The 24,906-nt window shown below is 43.3% G+C and carries 24 protein-coding genes; 13 read left to right on the top strand and 11 right to left on the bottom strand.

Going from position 1 to position 24,906, the window contains the following annotated elements:
* Positions 1 to 9: 9 nt before the first annotated feature.
* Positions 10 to 723: a pirin family protein gene (locus D0T66_RS11595; protein WP_163357464.1), complete on the bottom strand. Its 714-nt coding sequence runs from the start codon at positions 721 to 723 to the stop codon at positions 10 to 12.
* Between the two features lie 205 nt (positions 724 to 928).
* On the opposite strand from D0T66_RS11595, the gene D0T66_RS11590 reads away from it, so the two are divergent.
* The 7 genes from D0T66_RS11590 to D0T66_RS11560 all read left to right on the top strand — a co-directional run bounded on the left by D0T66_RS11590 (position 929) and on the right by D0T66_RS11560 (position 9,486).
* On the top strand, positions 929 to 2,662 hold the full coding sequence (locus D0T66_RS11590; RefSeq protein WP_163357463.1) for a phosphoenolpyruvate carboxykinase: 1,734 nt from the start codon (positions 929 to 931) through the stop codon (positions 2,660 to 2,662).
* 250 nt (positions 2,663 to 2,912) lie between these two features.
* Positions 2,913 to 3,722: a hypothetical protein gene (locus D0T66_RS11585; protein WP_163357462.1), complete on the top strand. Its 810-nt coding sequence runs from the start codon at positions 2,913 to 2,915 to the stop codon at positions 3,720 to 3,722.
* Between the two features lie 152 nt (positions 3,723 to 3,874).
* Positions 3,875 to 7,285 (top strand): isoleucine--tRNA ligase, encoded by a 3,411-nt coding sequence (gene ileS / locus D0T66_RS11580; protein WP_163357461.1) that lies wholly within the window; start codon positions 3,875 to 3,877, stop codon positions 7,283 to 7,285.
* 60 nt (positions 7,286 to 7,345) lie between these two features.
* Positions 7,346 to 7,726 carry a TraR/DksA C4-type zinc finger protein gene (locus tag D0T66_RS11575; RefSeq protein ID WP_163357460.1) on the top strand — a complete coding sequence of 127 codons (381 nt, stop codon included), beginning with the start codon at positions 7,346 to 7,348 and terminating at the stop codon, positions 7,724 to 7,726.
* 85 nt (positions 7,727 to 7,811) lie between these two features.
* The gene (locus D0T66_RS11570; RefSeq protein ID WP_163357459.1) at positions 7,812 to 8,417 is read left to right on the top strand and encodes a lipoprotein signal peptidase; all 606 of its coding nucleotides are present in this window, start codon (positions 7,812 to 7,814) and stop codon (positions 8,415 to 8,417) included.
* Complete coding sequence (locus D0T66_RS11565) at positions 8,414 to 9,199, top strand: DUF4296 domain-containing protein (protein ID WP_163357458.1); 786 nt, start codon at positions 8,414 to 8,416, stop codon at positions 9,197 to 9,199. The genes D0T66_RS11570 and D0T66_RS11565 overlap by 4 nt, the downstream gene beginning before the upstream one ends.
* A complete protein-coding gene (locus D0T66_RS11560; protein ID WP_163357457.1) occupies positions 9,199 to 9,486 on the top strand; it encodes a hypothetical protein in 288 nt (95 codons plus the stop codon). Before D0T66_RS11565 ends, D0T66_RS11560 begins: the two co-directional genes overlap by 1 nt.
* Here the strand turns inward: D0T66_RS11560 and D0T66_RS11555 are convergent.
* The 3 genes from D0T66_RS11555 to D0T66_RS11545 form a co-directional block, all read right to left on the bottom strand.
* Complete coding sequence (locus D0T66_RS11555; RefSeq protein ID WP_163357456.1) at positions 9,479 to 11,428, bottom strand: LTA synthase family protein; 1,950 nt, start codon at positions 11,426 to 11,428, stop codon at positions 9,479 to 9,481. The genes D0T66_RS11560 and D0T66_RS11555 overlap by 8 nt on opposite strands.
* Before the next feature lie 100 nt (positions 11,429 to 11,528).
* Positions 11,529 to 12,275 (bottom strand): lipopolysaccharide kinase InaA family protein, encoded by a 747-nt coding sequence (locus D0T66_RS11550; RefSeq protein ID WP_163357455.1) that lies wholly within the window; start codon positions 12,273 to 12,275, stop codon positions 11,529 to 11,531.
* On the bottom strand, positions 12,275 to 13,855 hold the full coding sequence (locus D0T66_RS11545) for a peptide chain release factor 3 (protein WP_163357454.1): 1,581 nt from the start codon (positions 13,853 to 13,855) through the stop codon (positions 12,275 to 12,277). Before D0T66_RS11545 ends, D0T66_RS11550 begins: the two co-directional genes overlap by 1 nt.
* 215 nt (positions 13,856 to 14,070) lie before the next feature.
* Between D0T66_RS11545 and D0T66_RS11540 the strand changes: the two genes are divergently transcribed.
* Positions 14,071 to 14,991: an alpha/beta fold hydrolase gene (locus D0T66_RS11540; protein ID WP_163357453.1), complete on the top strand. Its 921-nt coding sequence runs from the start codon at positions 14,071 to 14,073 to the stop codon at positions 14,989 to 14,991.
* Here the strand turns inward: D0T66_RS11540 and D0T66_RS11535 are convergent.
* Together D0T66_RS11535 and D0T66_RS11530 are read right to left on the bottom strand one after the other, a co-directional pair.
* Positions 14,988 to 15,509, bottom strand: coding sequence for a tetratricopeptide repeat protein (locus D0T66_RS11535; RefSeq protein WP_163357452.1), 522 nt, complete (start codon positions 15,507 to 15,509; stop codon positions 14,988 to 14,990). The two genes, D0T66_RS11540 and D0T66_RS11535, sit on opposite strands and share 4 nt — an antisense overlap.
* 12 nt (positions 15,510 to 15,521) lie before the next feature.
* Positions 15,522 to 16,262 carry a YARHG domain-containing protein gene (locus D0T66_RS11530; protein ID WP_163357451.1) on the bottom strand — a complete coding sequence of 247 codons (741 nt, stop codon included), beginning with the start codon at positions 16,260 to 16,262 and terminating at the stop codon, positions 15,522 to 15,524.
* A 227-nt stretch (positions 16,263 to 16,489) separates the two neighbouring features.
* Between D0T66_RS11530 and D0T66_RS11525 the strand changes: the two genes are divergently transcribed.
* The 4 genes from D0T66_RS11525 to D0T66_RS11510 all read left to right on the top strand — a co-directional run bounded on the left by D0T66_RS11525 (position 16,490) and on the right by D0T66_RS11510 (position 19,743).
* Positions 16,490 to 17,080, top strand: coding sequence for an RNA polymerase sigma factor (locus D0T66_RS11525; RefSeq protein WP_163357450.1), 591 nt, complete (start codon positions 16,490 to 16,492; stop codon positions 17,078 to 17,080).
* A gap of 191 nt (positions 17,081 to 17,271) precedes the next feature.
* Positions 17,272 to 18,186, top strand: a complete 915-nt coding sequence (locus D0T66_RS11520) for a dimethylarginine dimethylaminohydrolase family protein (protein ID WP_163357449.1) — start codon at positions 17,272 to 17,274, stop codon at positions 18,184 to 18,186.
* 20 nt (positions 18,187 to 18,206) lie between these two features.
* Positions 18,207 to 18,632: a hypothetical protein gene (locus D0T66_RS11515; RefSeq protein ID WP_163357448.1), complete on the top strand. Its 426-nt coding sequence runs from the start codon at positions 18,207 to 18,209 to the stop codon at positions 18,630 to 18,632.
* A gap of 7 nt (positions 18,633 to 18,639) precedes the next feature.
* Positions 18,640 to 19,743, top strand: coding sequence for a lipopolysaccharide assembly protein LapB (locus D0T66_RS11510; protein WP_163357447.1), 1,104 nt, complete (start codon positions 18,640 to 18,642; stop codon positions 19,741 to 19,743).
* A 1-nt stretch (position 19,744) separates the two neighbouring features.
* On the opposite strand, the gene D0T66_RS11505 is transcribed toward D0T66_RS11510, so the two are convergent.
* Complete coding sequence (locus tag D0T66_RS11505; protein WP_163357446.1) at positions 19,745 to 20,473, bottom strand: hypothetical protein; 729 nt, start codon at positions 20,471 to 20,473, stop codon at positions 19,745 to 19,747.
* Positions 20,474 to 20,670: 197 nt separating this feature from the next.
* Here D0T66_RS11505 and D0T66_RS11500 point away from each other — a divergent pair, with 197 nt between their 5' ends.
* On the top strand, positions 20,671 to 21,564 hold the full coding sequence (locus D0T66_RS11500) for a diacylglycerol kinase family protein (protein WP_163357445.1): 894 nt from the start codon (positions 20,671 to 20,673) through the stop codon (positions 21,562 to 21,564).
* A 3-nt stretch (positions 21,565 to 21,567) separates the two neighbouring features.
* Here the strand turns inward: D0T66_RS11500 and D0T66_RS11495 are convergent, their stop codons facing one another.
* The 4 genes from D0T66_RS11495 to leuB all read right to left on the bottom strand — a co-directional run bounded on the left by D0T66_RS11495 (position 21,568) and on the right by leuB (position 24,899).
* On the bottom strand, positions 21,568 to 22,509 hold the full coding sequence (locus tag D0T66_RS11495) for a hydrogen peroxide-inducible genes activator (protein WP_163357444.1): 942 nt from the start codon (positions 22,507 to 22,509) through the stop codon (positions 21,568 to 21,570).
* A gap of 24 nt (positions 22,510 to 22,533) precedes the next feature.
* Positions 22,534 to 23,202: a YggS family pyridoxal phosphate-dependent enzyme gene (locus tag D0T66_RS11490; RefSeq protein ID WP_163357443.1), complete on the bottom strand. Its 669-nt coding sequence runs from the start codon at positions 23,200 to 23,202 to the stop codon at positions 22,534 to 22,536.
* Positions 23,203 to 23,214: 12 nt separating this feature from the next.
* On the bottom strand, positions 23,215 to 23,670 hold the full coding sequence (locus tag D0T66_RS11485) for a DUF4494 domain-containing protein (RefSeq protein WP_163357442.1): 456 nt from the start codon (positions 23,668 to 23,670) through the stop codon (positions 23,215 to 23,217).
* Between the two features lie 161 nt (positions 23,671 to 23,831).
* On the bottom strand, positions 23,832 to 24,899 hold the full coding sequence (leuB, locus tag D0T66_RS11480; RefSeq protein WP_163357441.1) for a 3-isopropylmalate dehydrogenase: 1,068 nt from the start codon (positions 24,897 to 24,899) through the stop codon (positions 23,832 to 23,834).
* Positions 24,900 to 24,906 lie beyond the last annotated feature (7 nt).

Below are 24,906 nucleotides of genomic sequence, written 5' to 3'. Positions count from 1 at the left end.
ATATAATTATCAAATCTTCATAGGAACATCAATCAGTAAAATACGGGCATTGTCTGATGCCGCCCTTACCTTTACCGTTTCCGTTTCTGATATTCCCAAGCCATCTCTGCGATGCAACTCCGTCCCTGCCACAATAAAATCGCCTTCGATAACCATCGCAAAAACGCCATTGCCTTTTTTCTTTATCTGATATTCCAATTCGGTATCTTTATCCAATGTCGCGATACTGAACCATACATCCTGATATACCCAAAGATTATCATCTTCCCTGTTGGGCGACACAATCTGTATAAATCGCCCTTTATCGTCAAAATCAAACGAACGCTGATCGTAACGGGGTTTCACGTTCTGTATTTTTGGGAAAACCCATATCTGAAAAAAGTTGAGAGGCTTGTCCTTACTCGAATTGTATTCGCTGTGAGTTATTCCGCTTCCGGCACTCATCACCTGCACTTCGCCCGGATGGATAACCTCGGTATGTCCCATACTATCTTCGTGTTCCAATTCGCCATAAAGCGGAATCGAAACAATCTCCATATTGTCGTGAGGATGCGTACCAAAGCCCTCTCCTCCCGCTACAACGTCGTCGTTGATTACGCGCAAAGCGCCAAAATGGATTCTATCGGGATTATAATAATTCGCAAAACTAAATGTGTGATAAGTATCTAACCAGCCATGGTCGAAATGTCCTCTGGTTGAGGCGCGGTATAAATCTGTTTTCATAACACTGCTACTCCTTTTTCTTTTTAGGGGTTTTCTATTCTATTTGTATAAAACAATGGACGGGCAATTGTTGTTTTGTTAAATATCAATAACAAAAGAATAGGAGTATTAAGCAGCATATTTTTCGTATTTTTTGCTATCTTTGTCAAGTTTTGTCCATATAAAAACAGCCAATAACAATTAAAACAAAAATATATATTGCATTATGCTAAATGAGTTTACATTATCACATGGAAAGGTTATGATCAACTTCTCCATGAAATATTGCGATACAAAACAGAAATTACTCAACAGTTTCGGATTCAGAAGGTTTATCCAGTCTTTCATCAAGAAAGTCCTCAAAAAGGACGAGGTTGTGATATATGATTACTATATCAACCACTTCAAATCGGAAGAAGAACTGATAAATTCGCTGATAGAAGTATTTAAATTGCTGACCGTATTCAATACCGAAGAAGTACTGGAAGTCGACAATAAATTTTCTATCTTTTTCGAAGACAAAGACCTCTTCATCGAGATTACCGAACTGCTTTTCGTTTACTGGAAACGCCTCGAACGCTATGCCATCGTACGCAACAACCGCGTAAGCGAAGGCTTACAGAACGTCCGCTTCATTCAGGCCAACCAGATGTTCAACGAACTGATCCTTGCCACGGGAAGACGTATACAGGGCACTGTAAACGGGCATCCTACCCGCATTTTCCGTCAGAGCATGGCAGGTGCGAATGCCGGATTGACGCTGAACGATGTAAACTGGAATTGCCCTGTCGAATATAAAGGACTGGCTGCCATACCATTCATCAGCAAAGTGATTATTCAACCGCCGTTTATCTCCTACACCAAACGCAACAAGCGTGACGGAATCTTTCAGGAACACCAACAAAATCCGCTTGCCAACATCGTTTTGAGCGAGGACGACTGGTTTGTATTCCCTGTGTGGGTAGGAAATATGCTGACGTTCGTATACTTCCACCGCGATTTCATGGTGCAGGGTATCGGGCTTTCTAACTTGTTCGAGATTGCCACAGAAGACCAGTATATCGGCAAAAAACCGGATATTATATACGTTTTCGGCTATCCTGACGGCGACGAAGAAAAACGGACGTTCTACTATAAAGATAAAAAGAACGACATCCTCATCGGATATGCCAACCACAACGACGATATCGACTATTTCGGCTACATGAAAAAGATGTTGCTGACATTGCACAACGTCAAGCAAATCGAAAAAGGACGCCTGCCGATCCACGGCGCTATGGTCAACATCGTTCTGCGAAACGGTAATGAATCGAATATCATCATCATGGGCGACAGCGGCGCAGGTAAATCCGAAAGCCTCGAAGCCTTCCGCACACTCAACGAGAACTATATACGCCACATGCGCGTCATCTTCGACGACATGGGCTACCTCGTGAAAGAGAACGGCGTCATCAAAGGGTACGGTACCGAAATCGGCGCTTTTGTCCGCATCGACGACCTCGACCCATCATACGCATACGAGCAAATGGACAGAGGGATATTTACCAATCCCGACAAAATAAACGCCCGCGTTACCATCCCTATCTCGACATACGAAGTCATCTCCAAAGGGTACAAGGTCGATATTATGTTGTATGCAAACAATTACGCCGAAGCCGACAAGAAAATTGTTTTCTACGACGATTTGGATAAAGCAATAGACATATTCGAAGCCGGAGCCAGAAAAGCTAAAGGCACTACGACCGAAGAAGGACTTGTAAAATCCTATTTTGCCAATCCGTTCGGGCCTGTTCAGGAAAGAGGAGCGACAGAGAAGCTGGTACGCGAATATTTCACCGACATGAAGAACACAGGCGTGGAAATCGGCGAAATACATACATCGCTTGCCATCGACGGACATGCAAAAGACGGTCCGCGCGAAGCTGCCGAAGAGCTATTTTCGTTAATTAATAAAGATTAGTCATAAAAATGTGCTGCTATATTTGCATATTAGCAGCACATTCCTTATTTTCACATATCTTTACAACACGTTTATATAGAGGGTGGAAACTTGTTAAAATGCTTTTTTTTGAAAAAAATATCTCTTTTAATCACTTTTATGTAAAAATAAGGGTTAACTTTGTGGCTAAATTAAAAATTTAAAGAGCTTTATATTATATACGTCCTTGCGGCAAACTTATATATGTGTATACTATTTTTATAACGCTTATATGAAAAAACAAAAACTTTATATTACTGTACTAATTGCTGTTTGTTCTATTTTCTTATTTAATTCGTACACCGAAGCACAGGTTGTATCAAAAAGATGGTTCAACCGCAGGAATTTCGAACTTTTCAATCAAATAGGAGTCGGAGCTGGTATTACGACTATGGGGGTAACATTTGAGGGTATCACACCTATAAATGACAACTTTTTCCTTCGTGCCGGGATTAACTACATGCCTAAAACATTCAGCATAAAAGATGATATCCGAGTGAACGACCCTGCGCTAATGGCGTCGGTAGGATATGCACCTGATTATCATGTAAAATTCAAATTCAAGTCTTTCACAGGTCACGTATTAGTAGACTGGTATCCTGACCAATTCAATCCTTTCCACGTAGTAGGGGGACTTTATATAGGCAACAGCGACTTCATCGCTGAAGGTTACCTACGTAATCCGACTACCGGAGAGCGCTCGACCCTTTTAGATCCGAACGGCACTTGGCCTACATTGAAACTGAAAGGCAAAAGATTGAATATCGATGACGGACGCCTCAATGCTAAAATCCGTGCAGGAGAAATCGTAAAACCATATATCGGTGTGGGATATAGTAAACCCTTTGCCAAATACAAAGGCGACTGGAGCTTCGCTTGCGATGCAGGTATTCTGATCCAGCCGACATACGAAATCCGCCAAGATGGAAAAGCAACTTCAGCACCAGACTATCAGAGCGAAAGTTTGTCCATTAACAGCTATCTGAACAAAGTAAAAGTTTGGCCGATGGTTAACTTCCGCATCATGTACAGAGCAAAATAAAAACACTCTTATATAATCAGAGAAAACCCATTCCAGACGGATTGGGTTTTTCTGTTTTATTAAGGACTCGCTATCAGTCGAAAATATATACTGTATCTAATTTTTCATTATCTTTGCAAGAATTTTAAAAGCAGATTAGAAAGAATTATATCATGAGTAAGCAATTTGCAGAATACAACCAATTTAACCTGTCCGAAATAAACAAAGAAATCCTGAAAAAATGGGATAAGGACAATATCTTCCAGAAAAGTCTGGAAGTACGTGCAGACGCGCCGTCGTTTGTGTTTTACGAAGGGCCTCCTTCAGCCAATGGCATGCCCGGTATTCACCATGTAATGGCTCGCTCGATTAAAGATATTTTCTGCCGCTATAAAACGATGAAAGGTTTTCTTGTCAACCGCAAAGCGGGATGGGATACGCATGGGCTTCCGGTGGAATTGAGCGTCGAGAAAATGCTCGGAATCACCAAAGAAGATATTGGAAAAAAAGTCACTGTAGAAGAATATAATGATGCTTGCCGCAAGGAAGTAATGAAATATACCCGCGAGTGGGAAGAACTCACGCGCATTATGGGATATTGGGTGGATATGAAAGATCCCTATATCACCTACGACAACCGCTATATAGAAACTCTCTGGTATCTGCTGAAAGAGCTATACAAAAAAGACTACCTATACAAAGGGTACACCATACAGCCCTACTCGCCTGCTGCGGGAACGGGACTTAGTTCGCACGAGCTGAACCAACCGGGATGCTATCGCGATGTAAAAGACACGACGGCTATTGTCCAATTCAAAATGAAAGCGCCGAAGCCCGAAATGGCACAATTCGGCGAAGCTTATTTCCTGGCATGGACAACAACTCCGTGGACGTTGCCGTCTAACACGGCTTTGGCTGTAGGACCGAATATCGAATATGTTGCCGTACAAACGTATAATCCATACACGGGAGAGAAAGAAACGGTTGTAGCCGCTAAATCTCTTATGTATAGCCTGTTCAACGAAAAGGCGAAAGACATAGCTTTGGAAGATTATAAGCTGGGCGACAAGCTCATACCATTCAGAGTGGTAGGCGAATGGAAAGGTGCTGACCTCGCCGGAATGGAATACGAACAACTGATACCTTGGGTGAATCCGGGAGAAGGAGCATTCAGAGTAGTGACAGGCGATTTCGTTACCACCGAAGACGGTACGGGTATCGTACACATCGCGCCGACATTCGGTGCCGATGATGCCCGCGTAGCGAAAGCGAACAATGTTCCGGCATTGATGCTACTCGACAAAGAAGGCAATCAGCGCCCGATGGTCGATTTCACAGGTAAATATTTCAAGATAGAAGATCTCGATGCTGACTTTGTGAAAAACAATGTCAACGTCGAATTATATAAAGTATACGCAGGACGTTACGTCAAAAACGAATACGACAGCCTCCTTTCGGGTGCAGATGCGACATTGGATGTCGACATCAGCGTTATGCTGAAACAGCAGAACAGAGCATTCCGCATAGAGAAACATGTGCACAATTACCCACATTGCTGGCGTACGGATAAGCCTGTATTGTATTATCCGCTCGATAGCTGGTTCATCAAAACCACCGCTTGCCGCGACCGCCTGATAGAGTTGAATAACACTATCAACTGGAAGCCTGCATCAACAGGTTCGGGACGTTTCGGCAAATGGCTCGAAAACCTGCAGGACTGGAATCTCAGCCGCAGCCGCTACTGGGGCACACCGCTTCCTATCTGGCGCACCGAAGACGGAAAAGAAGAAAAATGCATCGGCTCAATGAAAGAGCTTTGCGAAGAAATGCGGAAGTCAATTGCCGCAGGCTATATGAAAGAAATGCCTTGGAAAGACTTCCAAGAGAGCGATTTGGATACGCTGAATTATGAAAAGATAGACTTGCACCGTCCGTATGTGGACAATATCATATTGGTTTCGGATTCGGGCAAACCGATGAAACGCGAGTTAGACCTTATCGACGTTTGGTTCGATTCGGGAGCTATGCCGTTTGCACAGGTATTCTATCCGCATATCAGCGAAGAAGAATTCGAAAAAGTATATCCGGCCGATTTTATCGCCGAGGGTGTCGACCAGACGCGTGGATGGTTCTTTACACTACACGCTATATCGACTATGGTGCGCGACAGCATATCGTTCAAAAACGTTATATCGAACGGCCTTGTATTGGACAAGAACGGCAACAAAATGTCGAAACGTCTGGGCAATGGCGTCGATCCATTCGAAGCCATCGAGAAATACGGCTCCGACCCGTTGCGCTGGTATATGATAACCAACGCTTCGCCGTGGGATAATCTGAAATTCGACATAGAAGGGGTAGAAGAAGTGCGCCGCAAATTCTTCGGCACGCTTTACAATACCTATTCGTTCTTCGCATTATATGCCAATGTCGATAAGTTCACTTACGCCGAAGCAGATATATCGTTGAGCGAGCGTCCGGAGATAGACCGATGGATTATATCGCTGCTCAATTCGTTGATAAAATATGTAGACGAATGTCTGGCAGATTATGAACCAACGAAGGCCGGACGTGCCATATCGGACTTTGTGAACGACAATTTAAGTAACTGGTACATCCGCCTCAACCGTAAACGTTTTTGGGGTGGCGAGATGACGAAAGACAAGCTTTCGGCTTACCAGACTTTATATACTTGCCTCGAAACGGTAGCGAAACTGATGGCGCCTATATCGCCGTTCTATGCCGACAAATTGTATATGGATTTGGTTTCGGTGACAGGACGCGACAATGCCATATCGGTACACACCGCCGATTTCCCAGTATATAACGAAAGCGTTATAGACAGCCAATTGGAGGAACGCATGCAGATAGCACAGGACATATCGTCGATGATACTTGCCCTCCGCCGCAAGGTGAATATCAAAGTCCGCCAACCGTTGAACCGCATCATGGTTCCTGTGGTAGACAAGAAGCAAGAGGAGGACATCAAAGCCGTATGCGACCTGATATTGAACGAGGTGAACGTGAAAGAGCTGAAATTCGTCGACAGCGGAGAAGGAATTTTAGTGAAAAAGATAAAACCCGACTTCAAAAAGCTCGGCCCTCGTTATGGAAAGATAATGAAGCAATTAGCAGCATCTATACAAGAAATGGCACAGGAAGATATAGCCCGGTTCGAGAAAGAAGGTTATTTTGCACTGAACATTGAAGGGCAGAATGCTGTTATTGAGCTATCGGATGTGGAAATCATTTCCGAAGACATTCCGGGATGGCTTGTAGCCAACGAAGGACGGCTGACTGTTGCGCTGGACGTCACCATAACCGACGATTTGCGTAAGGAAGGTATTGCACGTGAGCTGGTTAACCGGATTCAGAACCTGCGTAAATCGAATGGTTACGAGATAACCGACCGTATACGTGTACAGATTTCGGATATTGAGCAAGTGCGCGAAGCGATCAACGATTACAAGGATTATATTGCTACTCAAACACTTGCCGATAGCGTAGAGCTATCCGATGTCAAAGAAGGAGTAGAAATAGATATGGACGACTATATTTTAAGAGTTTTTATAGAGAAGAATTAATGAATAATTAGTATCTTCATACAAGAAACAGGATTGTCTAACTTATAAACAAGCACAATTATGGCAGAAAAAACAAGATATACGGACGAGGAACTGGAGGAATTCCGCCAGTTAATCCTCGAAAAGCTGGAAGCAGCTAAAAAAGAATACGACCATTTGAGGGCTGCAATTACCAATACCGATGGTAATGACGTGACCGATACGTCGCCGACATTCAAGGTATTGGAAGAAGGTGCGTCTACCCTATCAAAAGAAGAGGCCGGACGTTTGGCACAACGCCAGATGAAGTTTATACAGAACCTGCAATCGGCACTTATCCGTATCGAAAACAAGACATACGGCATTTGCCGCGAGACAGGAAAACTAATCCCTAAAGAGCGCCTGCGCGCTGTACCACATGCGACACTAAGTATCGAAGCCAAGAACAAAGGTGTCAGATAATTTAGCAAAATATTGAATCATAAGAAACGGAAGAAAAAGCAATTTGCTGCCTTTTCTTCTGTTTCTTTGTGCTATAAAAAAAACAATGAAAAAACTATCTTCGGGCACATTAGCCATCATCGTTATCGTATTAGTTATCGTCATCGACCAGTTCAGCAAGATATGGGTCAAAACACACATGTCGTTGGGCGAAATGATAGAAATAACCAGTTGGTTCAAAATCTACTTTATCGAGAATAACGGGATGGCATTCGGGATGGAAGTTATCGGAAAACTCTTCCTTTCCATTTTCCGCATAATTGCCGTAGGAGGTATAGCTTATTTCTTGTACAAATTAGTCAAAGAGAATAAATACCCTAAAGGCTTTATTGTCTGCTTTGCGCTTATCTGGGCGGGAGCATTCGGGAATATTATCGACTCGGTATTTTACGGGCAATTCTTCACTGCCAGTTATCCCGGAACAGTATCGACTTTCACAACGACCGACGGGTATGCCGACTGGCTGCACGGAAAGGTTGTGGATATGCTCTACTTCCCGTTGATAGAATGGACTTGGAGCGGCGAGAAGTATGTTTTCTTTAGTCCCGTGTTCAACATTGCAGATTCGGCTATTACGGTGGGAATATTCATTTTGTTGATAGGTTATTTCAAGTCATTGGGTAAATTGTTCGAAAAAAATCCGAAGAAATGAAACTAAAGCCGGTCATATCATTCATCCTGCTAACTGTATTACTCGCCATATCGTGCGGTAAACGCCCGAGTTATGTCCTTTCGCGCGACAAGATGACAGATGTGATGTATGACCTGCAAATGGCAAACGCAATTGTTGAGAACCATAATCTACCGGCCGAGCAACGGACAGAGGAATACAAAAACCGCATTTTAGCGGGAGTGTTGCAAAAACATAGTATTACCCAAGCCCAATTGGATTCGTCTATTGCCTGGTATTCGGATAATATGGACGAATACAGGAAGGTGAACGACAGCAACCTGAAACGAATCAATATTTTACTTTCCACTTTAAGAGACGAGCAATTAGCATTGGATGGTTATCGCAATGCGTCGAATGATATGATGACTAAACGTATCTTTCTGAACGACAATACGCCGACTTATTCCTTCAAATTGCCGACACACACCTTAGACAAAGTAGGAAGGGAATTTTTCTCGTTCCAGTTCGATGTATTGGGCGCCGATTCGTTGAGCAGACTGGAAGCGGGCATATACTATACCTACAAAGATACAACTGTCCGCCAGACGAAACACATCGGGCGGGATGCACATTATGCCTTTACGAAGCCGAATCTACCCGATTCGTTACTCACCGGTGTTAACGGTTATATTCGCCTCAAACAATCGAAGAAATCAGTTGAAAAGTCTCCGGTTTTCATATACCACATTCGCTATCAAGACTCTACGTCTACCGATGCGGAAAACAGCCTGCGTACACGCGAAAGAGAAATAGCTAAGTAATGTTGCGCTTCTACTCACACTACACGTTTATTTGGCCCGATATTTACCTGAAAAATGTTGTTGTTGAATTAGATGCTGAAAATAAGATTCAGCGCATATTCCCTTTTGAGAAAGAGATAGAAAACACCGAATTTCATTCGGGCTGGTTGTATTTCATACCCGGGGGAAAAGGCTTTTCCATTCCACAAAGCGCACCGTCTACTCAATATCAAGAAGCAACAGCTATCGAATATTCCTCCACCCAATCCTATTCGGTATATAACGAGGACAAGACGAGAATCATTTGATTGTATCGCCTTTTGCCGTATAATACCATGCCAACTGCATCATATCTTTATATTGCTGCTGATATTTATTGACAGCCTGTTTGTTCTCTTTCATATCCTGCAAATTGATGGAAACAACAGGAGCATCTTTAGGAACAGGGAAAAAATACAGCGAATCGCAATCGATAGCTTTTTCAAAGCCTATACCATAGTTCTTTCCGGGAGATGTCATCGACTGACCGAAACTGTAATATGTAAATCCTTCAGGGGCAACCATCTCTATCAGCGTAGGTATTATATCGACATGGCTTCCGGGAACGGAAGACTTCTGTTTCTCTATCTGATTTCCGTACAAGATGAAAGGAACCGATGACGATTCGTACAGATTAGGAATTCTGTTGAGGAAGCGACGCCCGTAATGGTCTCCCGTGAAGGCATACAAAGCCTGCGGATAGTCAGCTTCGGCCTTTTTCATAAACCGCCCGATAGCCCAGTCGCCATACCACAAATGTCCGAGTTCGTTTATTGTCATACCCGATTTGTAATACTCTTTCACCTCTGCGGGCAAATCATCCTCTGACTTATAAGGAAAACCTTTACTGCAAACGTCTATCGAGTAAGGCGAGTGATAAGACGAAGTCAGAATAACATTCAGGGTATATTCTTCGGGATTGGTTTTCTCTAAGACCAGATCGAACAGCTTCTCATCTTCGACACCCCAATCGCCCGAATCGGATTTACCACCCATATCCACACCCGAATAGATAACGTCGCAGCCGTGATAGGACGAAAATCCGCCGATATTCTCCCACGAAAGAAATCCGCCGTAATAGAGGCAGGTCTTATAACCTAACTTCTTGAACTGGTTGAATATAGACGTAATATACGGATCATTCATCGTACCAATGCGGCTGACATTGATGCCGCAGTAAGGAATACCCGAAGTTATCGTTCCATAAGCATAAAATGTTGCATTATAGGATGGGAGGAAGTTCTCATAATGCGTCCCGTTATCAGCAATCCGGCTCAAATTTGTGGAAAGATTGAACGGTCTGTACTTATCCATCAACGGCCACGAATCGTAGCTTTCCATGATAACCAAAAAGATTTGCTTCGGTTTGTCTATAGAATTTCCGTGCGCTTCTTTTCTGATAACTTCGCTTACAGCCATCTTTCCGTATTTAGCCGATAAATCGTCCTTTCCGAAAGGATTCTCACCTTCAAGAAAGTTCAGCGCTTTATAATCATCGTAGGCATATTTCAATGAGCGGAAAGGATTTATTATTGTCTTATTGAGAAAAGGGTCTTGACTCACCGATGCCCATTTGCGTATAGCAATAGTACCCCAAATAGTACCTCTCGTACTTGAAACAAAAAGTCCTAACAGCACTACAACCAGCACAATTCTCACCCCACGGGGATTGATCCGCCCCAGAAATTGGCCGATAACATTTCGCTTTTCGAATAGCTTGAATATCAGTATTCCGGCTACGATGCTGATGAGCATAATGGCAATATTGAGATATGGATGGTAATACTCGACTATCGTTTTCCATACTGCCGCCTTGTCATCGTCCACTCCTAAAAAGACGAAATTATTGAACTGGCTGTTATATTCGATATAGTAGTTGATAGTGACATCGCAAATGATAACCGACAGAATGACAAACAGGCATTGAAACACCCTCCGTACAGTACGGCTCAGACTGAATGCATTGAACATAGAGCTGATAAGCAAAACCAGCAAGGGCAGAGCGATGAAGTAAGAAACAGCCGTACAATCAAATTTGAATCCCATCCCAAGTACCGACAAGTAACCTCCGACGCCCACATCAGTCGTTATTTCGTCGTGGAATATCAGGATGAAAATAATCCTGAATATGGTAAAAAATATGACTCCAAAAATCCAGAAAAAGAACAGGTTACCAAGCTCTTTGGTGAAAGAATTCCATTTTGCATTCATTTTAGGCTACAGATTTGGTCTCGTCACAGCCGGTAATACACAGCCGATGCGGAGTATTCGATAATAGATTATATCTCAAAAAAGTTTCCTTATATCTTCTTTAACCGATATAAGGTGTTCTGTCTTTATGTTTCTTCGTAAATGCGTCCCAGAACTCGCGATGGTATTTCAAAACCAACGCTACGCATTCATCCGCATCAAATTGGCGGTATTGGGCATATTTAGTAGCAATATAAGTCAACATCTCCTCGTTTCCCCATAAGCGGCGAAGGTTTTCGCAGCCCTTTTCCATCGAAACCGGCCCGAAATACATCCTGTTGAGGTCGACTAAGTAGAACGTGTAGTTGCCGGCATCTTCCTTATACAAGATATTCCCCGGAGAATAATCAATATGCATAATTTCTTTGTCGTGCATGGAGGCGGTGAAGCGGGCAAACTGATCGAGCAGATTCTCCCGTCCGGCTAATTGTCCCCATTTAAACTCACGCATCAAACCGTCAAATTGCTCATGCACAGAGACATAATAACTATCCCGGAATAATATTCCCGATTTTTGTTCGATATAGGCTATTGGATCAGGTGTTCCTATCCCGTTTTGAATCAATATATTGGCATATTCGAACGAACGCCTCGCCTTCGATTTGCGAAAGTTGCCGTATACCAACTGATTGATAAAATTAGGAACTTTGAAACGTTTTACATTGATATGAATATTCTGTACAGGTATGTCGCGTACAACATTTCTGCCCGAATAGATAATCTCCCCCCTATTATCGAAAGAAACCGGAAGCTCCTCAACGAAACTTCTCAATGACTCATACTCAGAATTGATTACCATTTTTTTCATCAGAATTCGGATGTAAAGTGGAACTTAATATCACCGAAATCCTGCTGCGCCATCGTCAGCACATAGCCCGAATCGGCAAGGAAAACATCCCTACCCTCTTTATCTTTGGCCATATATTGCGCTTTGCGCCTCTTGAAGTCGGCTAATTGGTCGGCATTGTCGCTTTCGATCCAACAAGCTTTGTACAGGTTGATAGGTTCCCAACGACACTTGGCACCATATTCGTGCAGCAAGCGGTATTGTATTACTTCGAATTGCAACTGTCCTACCGTACCGATTATCTTACGATTATTAAACTGATTGACAAACAATTGCGCAACGCCCTCGTCCATCAGCTGGTCGATTCCTTTCTGCAACTGCTTGGCTTTCATCGGATCATCATTCTCGATATATTTGAACATCTCCGGCGAGAAGCTCGGCAAACCTTTGAAGTGCAGATTTTCGCCCGAAGTCAGTGTATCACCGATTTTGAATGTTCCCGTATCAGGCAAACCGATAATATCGCCTGCAAAGGCCTCATCTACTGTTTCTTTCTTCTGCGCCATGAAAGCCGTCGGAGAAGAAAAACGCATCTCGCGGTTGTGCCGTACATGCTTGTAATAGGCATTACGCTCGAATTTGCCCGAACATATCTTGACGAAAGCAATACACGAACGATGATTCGGGTCCATATTGGCATGTATCTTGAATATAAATCCTGTAAAGGCAGGCTCTTCGGGTTTCACGATACGCTCTATCGCTTCCACAGGACGTGGCGACGGCGCTATACGGACAAAACAATCGAGCAACTCTTTCACCCCAAAGTTATTTAATGCCGACCCAAAGAAAACGGGAGCAATATCCCCTTTGAGATAGGTATCGACATCCAGAGCGGGATAGACACCACTTATCAGTTCTATGTCTTCACGCAGCTTTGCAGCCAGTTTATCGCCGATATAGTTTTCCAGTTCAGGGCTGGATATATCTTTAAATCCGACAGACTCGGTAACGGTCTGCTTGCTCGGTGTATATAAATCCAATTTCTCCTGAAAGATATTGTACACCCCTTTGAAAGTCTGACCGCTATCGATAGGCCAGCTAAGCGGCAATACGTTTATTTTCAGTTCTTCTTCCAGTTCATCCAGCAAATCGAACGGATCTTTCCCGTCGCGATCCATTTTATTGATAAACACCATAACAGGCGTTTTGCGCATACGGCAGACCTCCATCAGCTTACGCGTCTGGGCTTCCACCCCTTTGGCCGAATCGACAACGATAATCACGCTATCCACAGCTGTCAGCGTGCGGTAAGTATCTTCGGCAAAATCCTGGTGACCGGGCGTATCGAGAATATTGACTTTGTAACCGTCATATTCGAATCCCATTACGGAGGTGGCAACCGATATACCGCGCTGCTTTTCTATTTCCATCCAGTCGGAAGTAGCCGTCTTTTTTATCTTGTTCGATTTAACGGCTCCCGCAACGTGTATCGCTCCCCCGAAAAGCAGTAGTTTCTCGGTCAATGTCGTTTTACCGGCATCGGGATGGCTGATGATGGCAAACGTCCGCCGGCGATGTATTTCTTTATCTAATTCGCTCATTTATCGTTGTCTCTTTTTCAGGGTTGCAAAGTTAGCTTAATTCGCAACATAGTACAAACTTTTTTATCTATACTATTCGGCTAAGCTGCATAAAAGTAATATGCCTGATTACATATTTTTGTTATATTTGTATAAATCATTACAACATACCTAAGCTATATTACCCGTAAAGCCTATGAGAAAAAAAACTGAAAAAGGCTGGTATCATTCTGCTTGTGCTCTTCATCTTGTGCAATGCAATTATCGCCCTGCAATGTTATAGCATTTCGCACTTCAACACCGAAATGCAGGCTGTCATTACTCCTACGGCATTAGATACCATCAATAGCAACAGAATCAAAGCCTTATTTCTCGGAATAGATGTACCCAAACCCAAAACGGCGCGCCAGACCAAAACGGACGAAGTATGGCAAATACCCGTCGGCGAGAAGGATTATCTGGAAGCATGGCTAGTCAAAACCACTACCGGGCGAAAGGGCATCGTTGCGCTCTTTCATGGCTTTATGAATGAAAAATCGATGATGCTTCGTGAGGCCTTTGCATACAAACGTATGGGGTATGATGTGCTGCTTGTCGACTTCATCGGTTCGGGTGGCTCTTCGGGAAACCAATGTACGATAGGTTACTACGAGGCCGAAAACGTGAAGTCGGTATATGATTACCTGAAAAACCGGAATGCGGATGACAACATCTTTTTAGGAGGCTTTTCGATGGGGGCGGTGGCGATAATAAAAGCGCAACATGACTACGAAATGGATGTATCGGGCATCATCATCGAAGCCCCTTTCGGGCGGTTAGAAGAAACCATCGCTGCACGCGCCGATATAGTAGGAATACCGGCTACACCGGCTTCGCAGTTTGTCACTTTCTGGTTTGGTGCAGTGAACGGGTTTAATGCTTTCGCCTTCAATCCGGAGGAGGATATACAAACTATTACAGTCCCGACTTTACTGCTTTTCGGCGGAAAAGACCAATATATCTCGCCGGAGGAGGCACAAAGAATCTACGACAATTCGGGTAGCTCGACAAAGCAGATACATATCTTCCCCCACGCACGGCATCATACATATATGAATTCATACAGGAAAGAGTGGACTAAAATCACCTCCGACTTCCTGACGGAACACAGCCATTAAGCCTGTTTGATTTCCGCGATAACTTCTTTTATTTCGTCATGCAGCCCCCATTTATCTTTCTTGTCTAAATCGAGGACTTGCTGCAAATCCGACAGGGCTTCTTCGTATTGGTGCTTACGGTAGTACATACATCCGCGATTGTAGTAGGTTATCGCATGTTTGGTATTCAGCCCCAGAATGGTATTATACGTCTCCAATAACTTAGCATCATCGCCCATCTCATTGTATGCGATGGTCATATAGAGATAGATAGTCACCTTCAAACTGTTTTTCCATGCCTGATTGCGGTTGTATTCCTCGTTATTCTCTATCTTTTCGAGAGCATAGCCAAGGGCAGCTATCTTTTCCTCGGGCGTTTCTAATTTATTGAGAATATCCTGAATCTTCTTGTTGAAGGTAGCGACACTCGACGCTTCGTTCTTTACCTGCCTGCGTTTCTTCTGAATAAACCAGAAAGTTCCTAAAAGCAAGGCTATCAGTAAAACGTATATGGCGATGTTTAGTATATTGTTATCCATAATCTTTGTTATTTATCCTACTACCTGATACGAATCAAATTTAATGCCATCTTCTCCCATGGTGAAAATCCAGAATTCAGACCATTCGCCTTCGGACATGTAGTCGGAATAGCCATCATCAAAATCACCGAATATCTCGGAATGGGAATAGTCGCCGCGACTAATCGTTATGGTATTTCCCTGAATATAGATGCTTTCACCCGAAATATTGTAACCGTTATCTATTTTCCTGCTATAATAAGCCCGTCCCTTGTTCCAGTGGATATCTTCGAGAAGGAGGTTGTTGAGTACCATCCTCAATTCCTCCAAGCAGTCACCATATGTTACCCATTGATGCTCTTTCAATTCAGACATAAAACGATCGATAGTTACATTATCTTTATTGTTCAAAGCTTTCTTCAAGAGAATGAGGTCTCTAATTGCTGCATCCCTTTTTCTTTGCAGGCGAGCCTCGATTGATTTCATGAACTCAACATTTTGTGTCTCGGTAGATGATAACTCAACCACATTATTCGATGAGGCCGATTTATACCATGATTGGCGTTCGAAATAACGTTGATAACGCTCGTTATTGAACACATAGCCTTTGCGCGCAAAGATCTCATTGCGGAGAAGAGCTATTTCCTCCAAGCTTTTCCCGGCGAGGTCTGCTTCTGTTAGCAGGCGAACATCACATTCGAAGCAATTGATTATCTGAGAATAGCTGTTGAATGCTATTGATAAGAAGAATATAATAAACAGATATCTTTTCATAGTTGCTAAAGTATAAATTTTCACTTTAGCGACAAATTTAATCGGCATATAAAACAAAAACGTTATGCGAAAATATTTAATATTGTTAAAACAAGGCTGAATGCTTGTGTATTCCAAAAATATATGCTTTTTTTGTAACTACAAATAACAGATTATTTCAAATTAACTCCAAAATAAACGCCTATAGAATAAACATTACTCTTTGAATTTTAAATATATAAGAGATAATGGGAACATTGAAAACAATGACCGACGAGCAGTTGGTGTATAGTTATTCTGATGGCAACAATCAAGCTTTTGATATTTTACTCGAGCGTCACAAACAGGCGGTGTATAATTACATCTACTTCATTGTGCGCAAAAAGGAATTGGCTGAAGATATATTTCAGGAAACCTTTATCAAAGCCGTTATCAATATAAAACAGGGACGCTACACCGAGAACGGGAAATTCAAGGCATGGATTTCGCGCATAGCACACAACCTCATTATCGACCATTTCCGCCAACTCAAAAACGAAAATACCGTTTCGAACGACGAGACTTCTATCGATTTGCTCAACAATCCTTCTTTGTGCGATACAACCATCGAAGACCAGTTGATTAAGTCGCAGATAACAGCAGACGTCCGCAAGCTGATTTCGTACCTCCCGGACGCTCAACGCGAAGTGCTGGAGATGCGTTATTACAAGGATCTCAGCTTCAAAGAAATATCTGACATCACAGGTGTGAGCATCAATACGGCGTTGGGCCGTATGCGTTATGCGATACTCAATATCCGCAAAATGGCAGAAGAAAACCAGATTATACTGACTCTTTAAGTTTTCATACTATTACACTATATTAAGTAACCGTCAAATATAAAAGCAATTTACTCAGGGAAGGCTAACTTGTGAAAGTAAGCCTTCTCGTTTTTTTTGTAGTTGCAAAAGAATAATCGGCTAAGGAGATAAATATGCTTCATTTTGGCGATGTATTTAAAAGGTTGTATCTTTGGGCAAAAGTTTTCTATATGCAGTTAAATATCAAGAATGAGACGGCCAGACTGAAAGCTGTTGTACTCGGACAGCCCCACTCGATGGGCAAAGACCCGCTATTGGAAGAGACATACGATGCCAAATCGTACGAAACGGTAAGCAACGGTAATTACCCTACCGAGGAGGATATTGCAAACGAGATGGACGCTTTCGAGAAAGTGTTGAGAAAATACCATGTAGAAGTACTTCGACCATTGATTTTGCCCAACAGCAATCAGGTCTTTGCGAGAGATGTTGCTTTTGTCATCGACGACAAGATTATCACATCCAACATCATACCCGACCGCGCCGACGAGCAAGAGGCCTATGCGCCCATCTATAGCCGTATTGCCTTCAACAAGATATACAACCTCCCCGAAAAAGCGCATGTAGAAGGGGGAGACGTCGTTTTACACGACGATATTATCTTCATCGGGACATATACACGCGAGGATTATCCGAACAAAAAGACTGCACGGACAAACTCGTATGCTATCTCGTTTATCAAAGAGTTGTTCCCAGACAAAACCATTATTCCACTGGAACTGAAAAAGAACGATACAAATCCACGAGAAGGCATCCTTCATCTGGATTGTACGTTTATGCCTGTCGGCAACGGAAAAGCGATCCTTTACCCGGACGGATTCCTTGAACCGGAAGGTATACAGACAGTTGTCGATATTTTTGGCAAGGACAATATATTCGAAATCACGCAGGAAGAAATGTACTGGATGAATACAAACATCTTTTCCATCTCGCCCGAAGTAGTTGTCAGCGAGGAACATTTCACCCGCCTCAACAAGCATCTGCAAGATGCATGGGGATTGACCGTGGAAACGATCCCTTATCGCGAAATATCGAAAATGGGAGGCTTGTTGCGTTGCTCTACCCTACCGCTAATCAGGGAATAACCATTAATATCGTATCAAAGATGAATCATAAATCAATAGGAATACTCGTGCTGCTCGTTTTTGCCGTCCTGTCCATGTCAAGCTGCGCGACAATGTTCAGCAAGAACAGATATCCAATCGAAATCAATTCAGAGCCTCAGGGTGCCGATATTGTCGTAAAAAAACAAAATGGAGCTATTCTCTTCCAAGGCACTACGCCTGCCAGACCGGTTCTGCCGGCGGGAGACGATTTAGGCAAAGCCTTTTACAACGTCACTGCTTCCATGCCCGGATATAAAAACACGACTACCTATATCCACTACAAAGTGGATGGCGTGTATTACGTCAACCTCGCATTTCCTATTTTCGGATGGTTTATAGGCATGACTATTATAGATCCGGCCAGCGGGGCTATGTGGAAGCCGAGCAAAAGCACCATCAATATCACTTTAGAAAAAGAAAACTAACATAAACATGATTCGCAAAAAAATAGCATATCTATCACTTGTTGCAGCATTGCTGTTGCTGCCTTCGTGCAGCCTGTTCGAAGAAGTGAGGCAGGAAAAGGCACAAGCCGAAGAATATAACAAACAAATTCTGGAAGAAATAAAGTCTGCCCATACGCCACAGGAAAAAATCAAAAACCTCGAGGATATCATCGCGCAGATAGAAGCGACCATTCCCAGCAAAAAATTCAAAACAACCCCACTCAATGCCTGCAGTTTATATATCAGCGAAGCATACCTGAATATGAACGAGATAGATAAGTCTATCGAAATGAGCAATCTGATATTGGAAGCCGACAAAGACATTGCCCGCGCCTACTTCCTGCGGGGATATGCCTATCAATTGAAAGGAGATAATAAACAAGCTTTGGCTAATTATACGGCGACAATACAGAAAGACCGCACATTCGTTCCTGCATTCGAGAGCAGAGCGTTTATGCATATACAGAACGAAGAATATAATGATGCCATATCCGACTATGCCGCTATAGAAAAGCTATTACCCGAGGACGAAAAGAACTACATCAACCTATCTACTGCATATATCAAAACGGAGAAGTATAACGAGGCAATTAAGTATGCGGACAAGGCGCTCAAAATCAATCCCCTGAACGTATATGCCTACTACAACAGGGGCTATGCCTATAACGAGAAAGACAACTCAAAACAGGCGATAGAGGATTACAACAAAGCGTTGAACATTGCGCCCAATTATATCGATGCTTATAATGCGTTGGGTATTCTCTACACCCGGAAAGGCGATTACGACCTTGCGCTCGAAAACTTCAACAAGATAATAGCAATCGATTCTTCGCTGACTTTTGTCTACCACAATATAGGGTTGATATACAAGAACAAAGAAGATTTCGACAAGGCTAACAAGTATTTCGAGAAAGCAATCCAGACCGACTCGACCTATGCACCTGCCTATATCGAATCGGGCGATATACATGTCCGATGGGGCAAGAAAGAAAAGGCCAAAGAACTATATAAGAAAGCGATAGAGGTAAATAATGACAAAGACGAAGCTATAAGCAAAACGGCTTCGGAAAAGATAGAGCAACTACGATAAACTAACTGTTACGGTATTCTTTCATATACCGGGAAATCTCTTTATGACATTCCGTTGTCTGTTCCTGCCGCGAAAAGTTGAGGACATAACGCCGCCCTTCTGCTGTCTTGATCAGGATATATGGGGAACGCGGTGTTTGCAAATATAGATATACATTCTGCCATTCCTCATATACAAATTCGCCCCTACTCACGCCAAGCAATTCGAAACCTTCATCTACAGCTAAACAGGGAGGCATTGTAGGTATGAGCTGTACATCTTCTATCGCATCCCGCTCTATATGCTGCCCGTAGACAGCCTCGATAGAAATCCCGTCTTCTGTCATCGTAATCTGAGGCGCTCGAAGCAGGAAGAACAGGGAAACAGGGATAGCTATGAAGAAGAAAATAAGCACGGAAGCGACAATCCGCCCGCTCGACCGTATCTGGTATTTACGTTTGGATGAATATACCGCCAACGATATGCATATGAACAACAACAATGTAGCCATTGCTGCGACTAATAGATATCCCCTATATAACCCAGCCGCAAATAAGACTATGCCCAGTACGGCAAGGGTTAATCCTCCGAAAATCATTATACTCCCTACCCTGCCGGCAATTTCTATCGAGACGACATCTTTCTTGTGGCGCGAAATATCGGAGGGGATAACATTCGGGTTACTTCTGATCAAGTAACCGATAAGGACATAGATTATACCGAAAATAACAACAGTGATGAACGAATCCATTTTATTATAGTTTTGATTTCCTTGTGTAAACTTTGTCCATAAAGATAATTCTTTTTTCGAATATAGAAATAATAGCGAAATACTTTTGTTTGACACCTCTCCTTTGAGGCAAATTTTATATATTCACAGAATTTTAATCGAAAGAGTATTATATACCATCTAAAGCGTTTATTCGTTATTAAATAAAACCACGAAATATGGCAGTAGGCAAGAAGAAAGTTGCTTTCATTATAAATCCGGTGTCGGGAGTGTCCAACAAAAAGAACATTCCGGGCAAGGCCGAAGCGGTATTGGACAAAAACAAGTTCGATATTGAGATTCTGAAAACCGAATATGCCGGACATGGCTACGAATTAGCCCGGCAAGCTGCTGCCAATGGAGCCGATTATGTCATTGCCGTAGGGGGAGACGGAACGGTAAACGATATAGGACGGGGACTGCTAAACAGCAATGCCACAATGGGCATCATCCCGCTCGGCTCGGGGAACGGGCTTGCCAGAGACCTGCATATTTCCCTCAATGTAGAGAAAGCCCTGCAAATAATAAACGAAGAACATGTGATAACGATGGATTACGGCATGGCGAACGATCGCGTTTTCTTCTGCACCTGCGGAGTAGGATTCGACGCTAATGTGGCACACAAAGTAGCTGGAAAAAAGAAGCGCGGATTCATCATGTACCTGAAGGAAATGACCAAAGCTTTCTTCGGCAACAAACCCGAAAAATACGAGGTAGAATCGCCCGACGGCTGCTTCAACGACAGGAAGTTCCTCATCACATGCGCCAATACCGGACAATACGGATACGGAGCTTACATCGCGCCCCATGCCGATGTACAGGACGGGCTTTTGGCCGTATCGATGCTTGCACCCATCAACCTGTTGAATGTGCCTAAAATTGCCATCCAGATGTTCAACCGCACATTGGACAAGAATAAAAAGCTGACGGAAATCCTTACCCCCGAAGTCGTTATCAAACGCGAAGAGGAAGGCCCTATGCACCTCGATGGAGATTCATACATGGAAGACAAGGAAATCCACGTGCGGATTATACCCAAAGGCCTAAAAGTCCTTGTCCCTAAGAAAAGATAAAGCTTACAAATCGACTATCGATTTTTTTCTTTCAGGGTCTAAATATTCTTTCGGAACGACGTCTTTGACTTCCGAAATGATGATATTGATAATCTTCTCCCGCAAGAAATCTTTCCGTGTAACGAGGCTGATTTCCCGCACCGGGTTCATATCTTTCAGCGGGCGTACATGCTTCATTTGTTTTTCGTTGAGTACGTCCAACGTCATTTCAGGGATAACGGTCAACCCGCTATTATTATCTACAATATTGATAAGCGTATCTATACTTCCCGCCTCATACGTGAACAGCGAATGTGCGCTCTTGCGGCGGCGTGTGCTGCACAATTTCAGTATCTGGTTACGGAAGCAATGCACCTCTTCCAGAAGCCACAAACGATTGACATTCAGGTCGTCCTCATCCAATTCCTTCTTGGCGTACAAAGACGTTTCCTGCGGCGAAACATAGGCATAGAATTTCTCATAATAGATAGGATATTCCATGATTTTCTCATTCTTAAGAGGGGTTGCCAGAATGGCTCCATCCAGCGTTCCGTCAAGGAGGCGCTCACAAATCTGGGCGGTGGTCATTTCCTCTATCACGAGCGTAATATCATAGCCGTTGTCGTTGTGCCGCTTCATCAGCTTAGGCAACAAATACGGAGCTATGGTAGGGATAATACCCAGCTTGAAGACTCCCTGTACAATACCTTTTTCTTCCTGTATTATCTCTTTTATCTGCTTGACCTGCGAAACGATAATCCGCGCCTGATTAATCACTTGCACCCCGATAGGCGTCGGCTGCACAGGCAACTGGCTACGGTCGAATATCTTAACTCCGATTTCATCTTCCAACTTCTGAATCATCATACTCAAGGTAGGTTGGGTAACGAACGATGCTTCTGCTGCTTTAGCAAAATGGCGATGATTATCTACTGCGATAATATATTCAAGCTGCTGAATATTCATAATACAGTCAATTTTGTGTTACTACTAATACTGACGGGAGCCGAAGATTGATGAACCTATTCTTACAATTGTCGCCCCTTCTTCAATTGCAATTTTATAATCATGTGACATACCCATGGATAACTGGTCGAATTGCTTGTCACCCGAAAAAACAGTAGACTTCAATTCCTCGAAAAACAGCCTGAGTTTTCTGAATTCTTTGCGAACAATATCAGCATCTTCGGTGTCGGTTGCCATACCCATTAATCCCACGATACGCGCAAATTTACATTTTTTCCAATCATCCTGCATAAGAAATTGCCGACAATTTTCGAAAGTAAAGCCAAATTTGCTATTTTCTTGTGCTATATGTATTTCCAGCAGGCAATTTACCGTCCGTTGAGCATCGGATGCCCGTTTTTCGATCTCTTGCAAAAGTTTCCAGCTATCTACACTATGTATCGTATGCACATAGGAGACTATATCTTTCGCCTTTTTGCTTTGCAGATGCCCGATAAAATGCCATTCGATATCGGCAGGCAATTGCTCGTGCTTAGGCTTGATCTCTTGCATACGGCTCTCGCCGAAAACCCGTTGTCCCGCATCGTAAGCCTCCATGATGGCTTCGGCCGGGTGGAACTTCGACACGGCAACCAATTTTACTCCTTCGGGAATTGTTTCCTTTATAGCGATTAAGTTATCGGCGACAGACATAACGCAAGCTGATTATGCTACAACAACCTTATTTTTATCTTCCTCCGAATAAGGGAAAATATCCATAATCGTTGTTTCGGCAAGCGATGCAATAATATAATCGGCAAGCGTTCCCGCCATTCCTTTTTCAACTACTTCCAAAGCCTCTTTCAGCGTCGAAGCCTGTGCAAGCATATTCACAGCCGTTTTCTTTTCCGTTCCGCTTTTCTCATCCAGCGAAATGAATTGTACTTTCGCCTTGTAATAGCGATCGCCTGCATCATTGAAAAACAATTCGTTATATTTAGCCCTCTTGATATCCGCTATTGAAAATTCACCCGAGATATAAGGCTTCAATTCCTCTATAATACGGGCTTCGGCCTCGGTAAAAGATAAGGCATCTACCAGATAAGGTTCGGTAACTTTTTTCTGCATACCATTCTCCAATGTCTTTTCGTAAGACACCTTGCATTCAAACCAATTGTGCATATTGTTGCTCTTTTTTTATTAAATGATAATTATTTTTTTAAGTCATGTAAAGATAGTACTTCCCGACGGATTTCGATTGGCTAAATCCCAGATTTTAGCAAAGAAACAAGGGACTAATTAGAAATCAGCCCCTTAATGAATACTATGTATCAAAATGGCTATTAGCCTTTTATATAATTTACAATCCAGTCGCCCACATCGCTTGTCGAATAAGCTTTGCCACCCGATGCAATGTCTTCGGTTACAATCTTGGCATCCATCGATGCATCGACTGCCCGGCGGATAAGCGCGCCTTCTTCCTTCAATTCGAAAGCATATTCGAACATCATAGCTGCCGAAAGGATAGTAGCCAGCGGATTGGCTATATTTTTGCCTGCCGCCTGTGGATACGAACCGTGAATCGGCTCGAATACCGATGTATGAATACCGATGGAAGCGGATGGAAGCATCCCCAGCGAACCTGTAATAACAGAAGCTTCGTCCGTCAGGATGTCACCGAACAGGTTTTCGGTCACCAATACATCGAAACGCTTAGGCCACTGAATAATCTGCATCGCCGCATTATCAACAAACATATATTCGGTTTCCACATCGGGATACTGTGTTTCTATCTCCTGCGCTACCTGGCGCCACAAGCGCGATGTGCACAGCACATTGGCTTTGTCTACTACCGTCAGTTTTTTGCGGCGCATGCGGGCATATTTGTACGAAAGGTGCAGGATACGCTCCACTTCCTCGCGCGTATAGACGCACGTATCGTATGCCGTATCGCCATCTTCGCTACGACCTTGCGGACGACCGAAATACAATCCTCCCGTCAGCTCGCGCACACACATAAAGTCTGCTCCTTCGACCAAATCGGCACGGAGAGGTGATTTGTGTATCAACGACGGAAAAGTAGCTACCGGACGCAGATTGGCATACAGTCCCAGTTTCTTGCGCATAGCCAGCAAACCCTGCTCGGGGCGGACTTTGGCAGCCGGATTATTATCGAACTTAGGATCGCCTATCGCGCCGAACAAAACGGCATCCGAAGCCATACAAAGTTCGTGCGTTTCGTCGGGATAAGGATTCCCTACCTTGTCGATGGCCGATGCACCGACAATTCCATATTTGTATTCGAGCGCGTGTCCGAATTTCTCACATACAGCTTCTGTTACGCGTAGCGCCTGTGCTACGATTTCGGGTCCTATTCCGTCACCCGGAAGTACGGCAATGTTCAGTTTCATTGTTTTT

The organism is Dysgonomonas sp. 25 (genome assembly GCF_010501075.1).
Lineage (GTDB): Bacteria > Bacteroidota > Bacteroidia > Bacteroidales > Dysgonomonadaceae > Dysgonomonas.
This window is presented reverse-complemented; position numbering and strand designations above follow the sequence as displayed.

Bases quoted from the DNA above. Each gene is read 5' to 3' on its own strand.
- D0T66_RS11545 (WP_163357454.1), bottom strand. From the start codon at position 13,855: ATGAGCGAATTAGATAAAGAAATACATCGCCGGCGGACGTTTGCCATC.
- D0T66_RS11560 (WP_163357457.1), top strand. From the start codon at position 9,199: ATGTTGCGCTTCTACTCACACTACACGTTTATTTGGCCCGATATTTAC.
- leuB (WP_163357441.1), bottom strand. From the start codon at position 24,899: ATGAAACTGAACATTGCCGTACTTCCGGGTGACGGAATAGGACCCGAA.
- D0T66_RS11555 (WP_163357456.1), bottom strand. From the start codon at position 11,428: ATGAATGCAAAATGGAATTCTTTCACCAAAGAGCTTGGTAACCTGTTC.
- D0T66_RS11510 (WP_163357447.1), top strand. From the start codon at position 18,640: ATGATTCGCAAAAAAATAGCATATCTATCACTTGTTGCAGCATTGCTG.
- D0T66_RS11515 (WP_163357448.1), top strand. From the start codon at position 18,207: ATGAATCATAAATCAATAGGAATACTCGTGCTGCTCGTTTTTGCCGTC.
- D0T66_RS11490 (WP_163357443.1), bottom strand. From the start codon at position 23,202: ATGTCTGTCGCCGATAACTTAATCGCTATAAAGGAAACAATTCCCGAA.
- D0T66_RS11570 (WP_163357459.1), top strand. From the start codon at position 7,812: ATGAAAAAACTATCTTCGGGCACATTAGCCATCATCGTTATCGTATTA.
- D0T66_RS11530 (WP_163357451.1), bottom strand. From the start codon at position 16,262: ATGAAAAGATATCTGTTTATTATATTCTTCTTATCAATAGCATTCAAC.
- D0T66_RS11500 (WP_163357445.1), top strand. From the start codon at position 20,671: ATGGCAGTAGGCAAGAAGAAAGTTGCTTTCATTATAAATCCGGTGTCG.
- D0T66_RS11485 (WP_163357442.1), bottom strand. From the start codon at position 23,670: ATGCACAATTGGTTTGAATGCAAGGTGTCTTACGAAAAGACATTGGAG.
- D0T66_RS11590 (WP_163357463.1), top strand. From the start codon at position 929: ATGCTAAATGAGTTTACATTATCACATGGAAAGGTTATGATCAACTTC.
- D0T66_RS11550 (WP_163357455.1), bottom strand. From the start codon at position 12,275: ATGAAAAAAATGGTAATCAATTCTGAGTATGAGTCATTGAGAAGTTTC.
- D0T66_RS11585 (WP_163357462.1), top strand. From the start codon at position 2,913: ATGAAAAAACAAAAACTTTATATTACTGTACTAATTGCTGTTTGTTCT.
- D0T66_RS11595 (WP_163357464.1), bottom strand. From the start codon at position 723: ATGAAAACAGATTTATACCGCGCCTCAACCAGAGGACATTTCGACCAT.
- D0T66_RS11525 (WP_163357450.1), top strand. From the start codon at position 16,490: ATGGGAACATTGAAAACAATGACCGACGAGCAGTTGGTGTATAGTTAT.
- ileS (WP_163357461.1), top strand. From the start codon at position 3,875: ATGAGTAAGCAATTTGCAGAATACAACCAATTTAACCTGTCCGAAATA.
- D0T66_RS11495 (WP_163357444.1), bottom strand. From the start codon at position 22,509: ATGAATATTCAGCAGCTTGAATATATTATCGCAGTAGATAATCATCGC.
- D0T66_RS11565 (WP_163357458.1), top strand. From the start codon at position 8,414: ATGAAACTAAAGCCGGTCATATCATTCATCCTGCTAACTGTATTACTC.
- D0T66_RS11575 (WP_163357460.1), top strand. From the start codon at position 7,346: ATGGCAGAAAAAACAAGATATACGGACGAGGAACTGGAGGAATTCCGC.
- D0T66_RS11520 (WP_163357449.1), top strand. From the start codon at position 17,272: ATGCAGTTAAATATCAAGAATGAGACGGCCAGACTGAAAGCTGTTGTA.
- D0T66_RS11505 (WP_163357446.1), bottom strand. From the start codon at position 20,473: ATGGATTCGTTCATCACTGTTGTTATTTTCGGTATAATCTATGTCCTT.
- D0T66_RS11535 (WP_163357452.1), bottom strand. From the start codon at position 15,509: ATGGATAACAATATACTAAACATCGCCATATACGTTTTACTGATAGCC.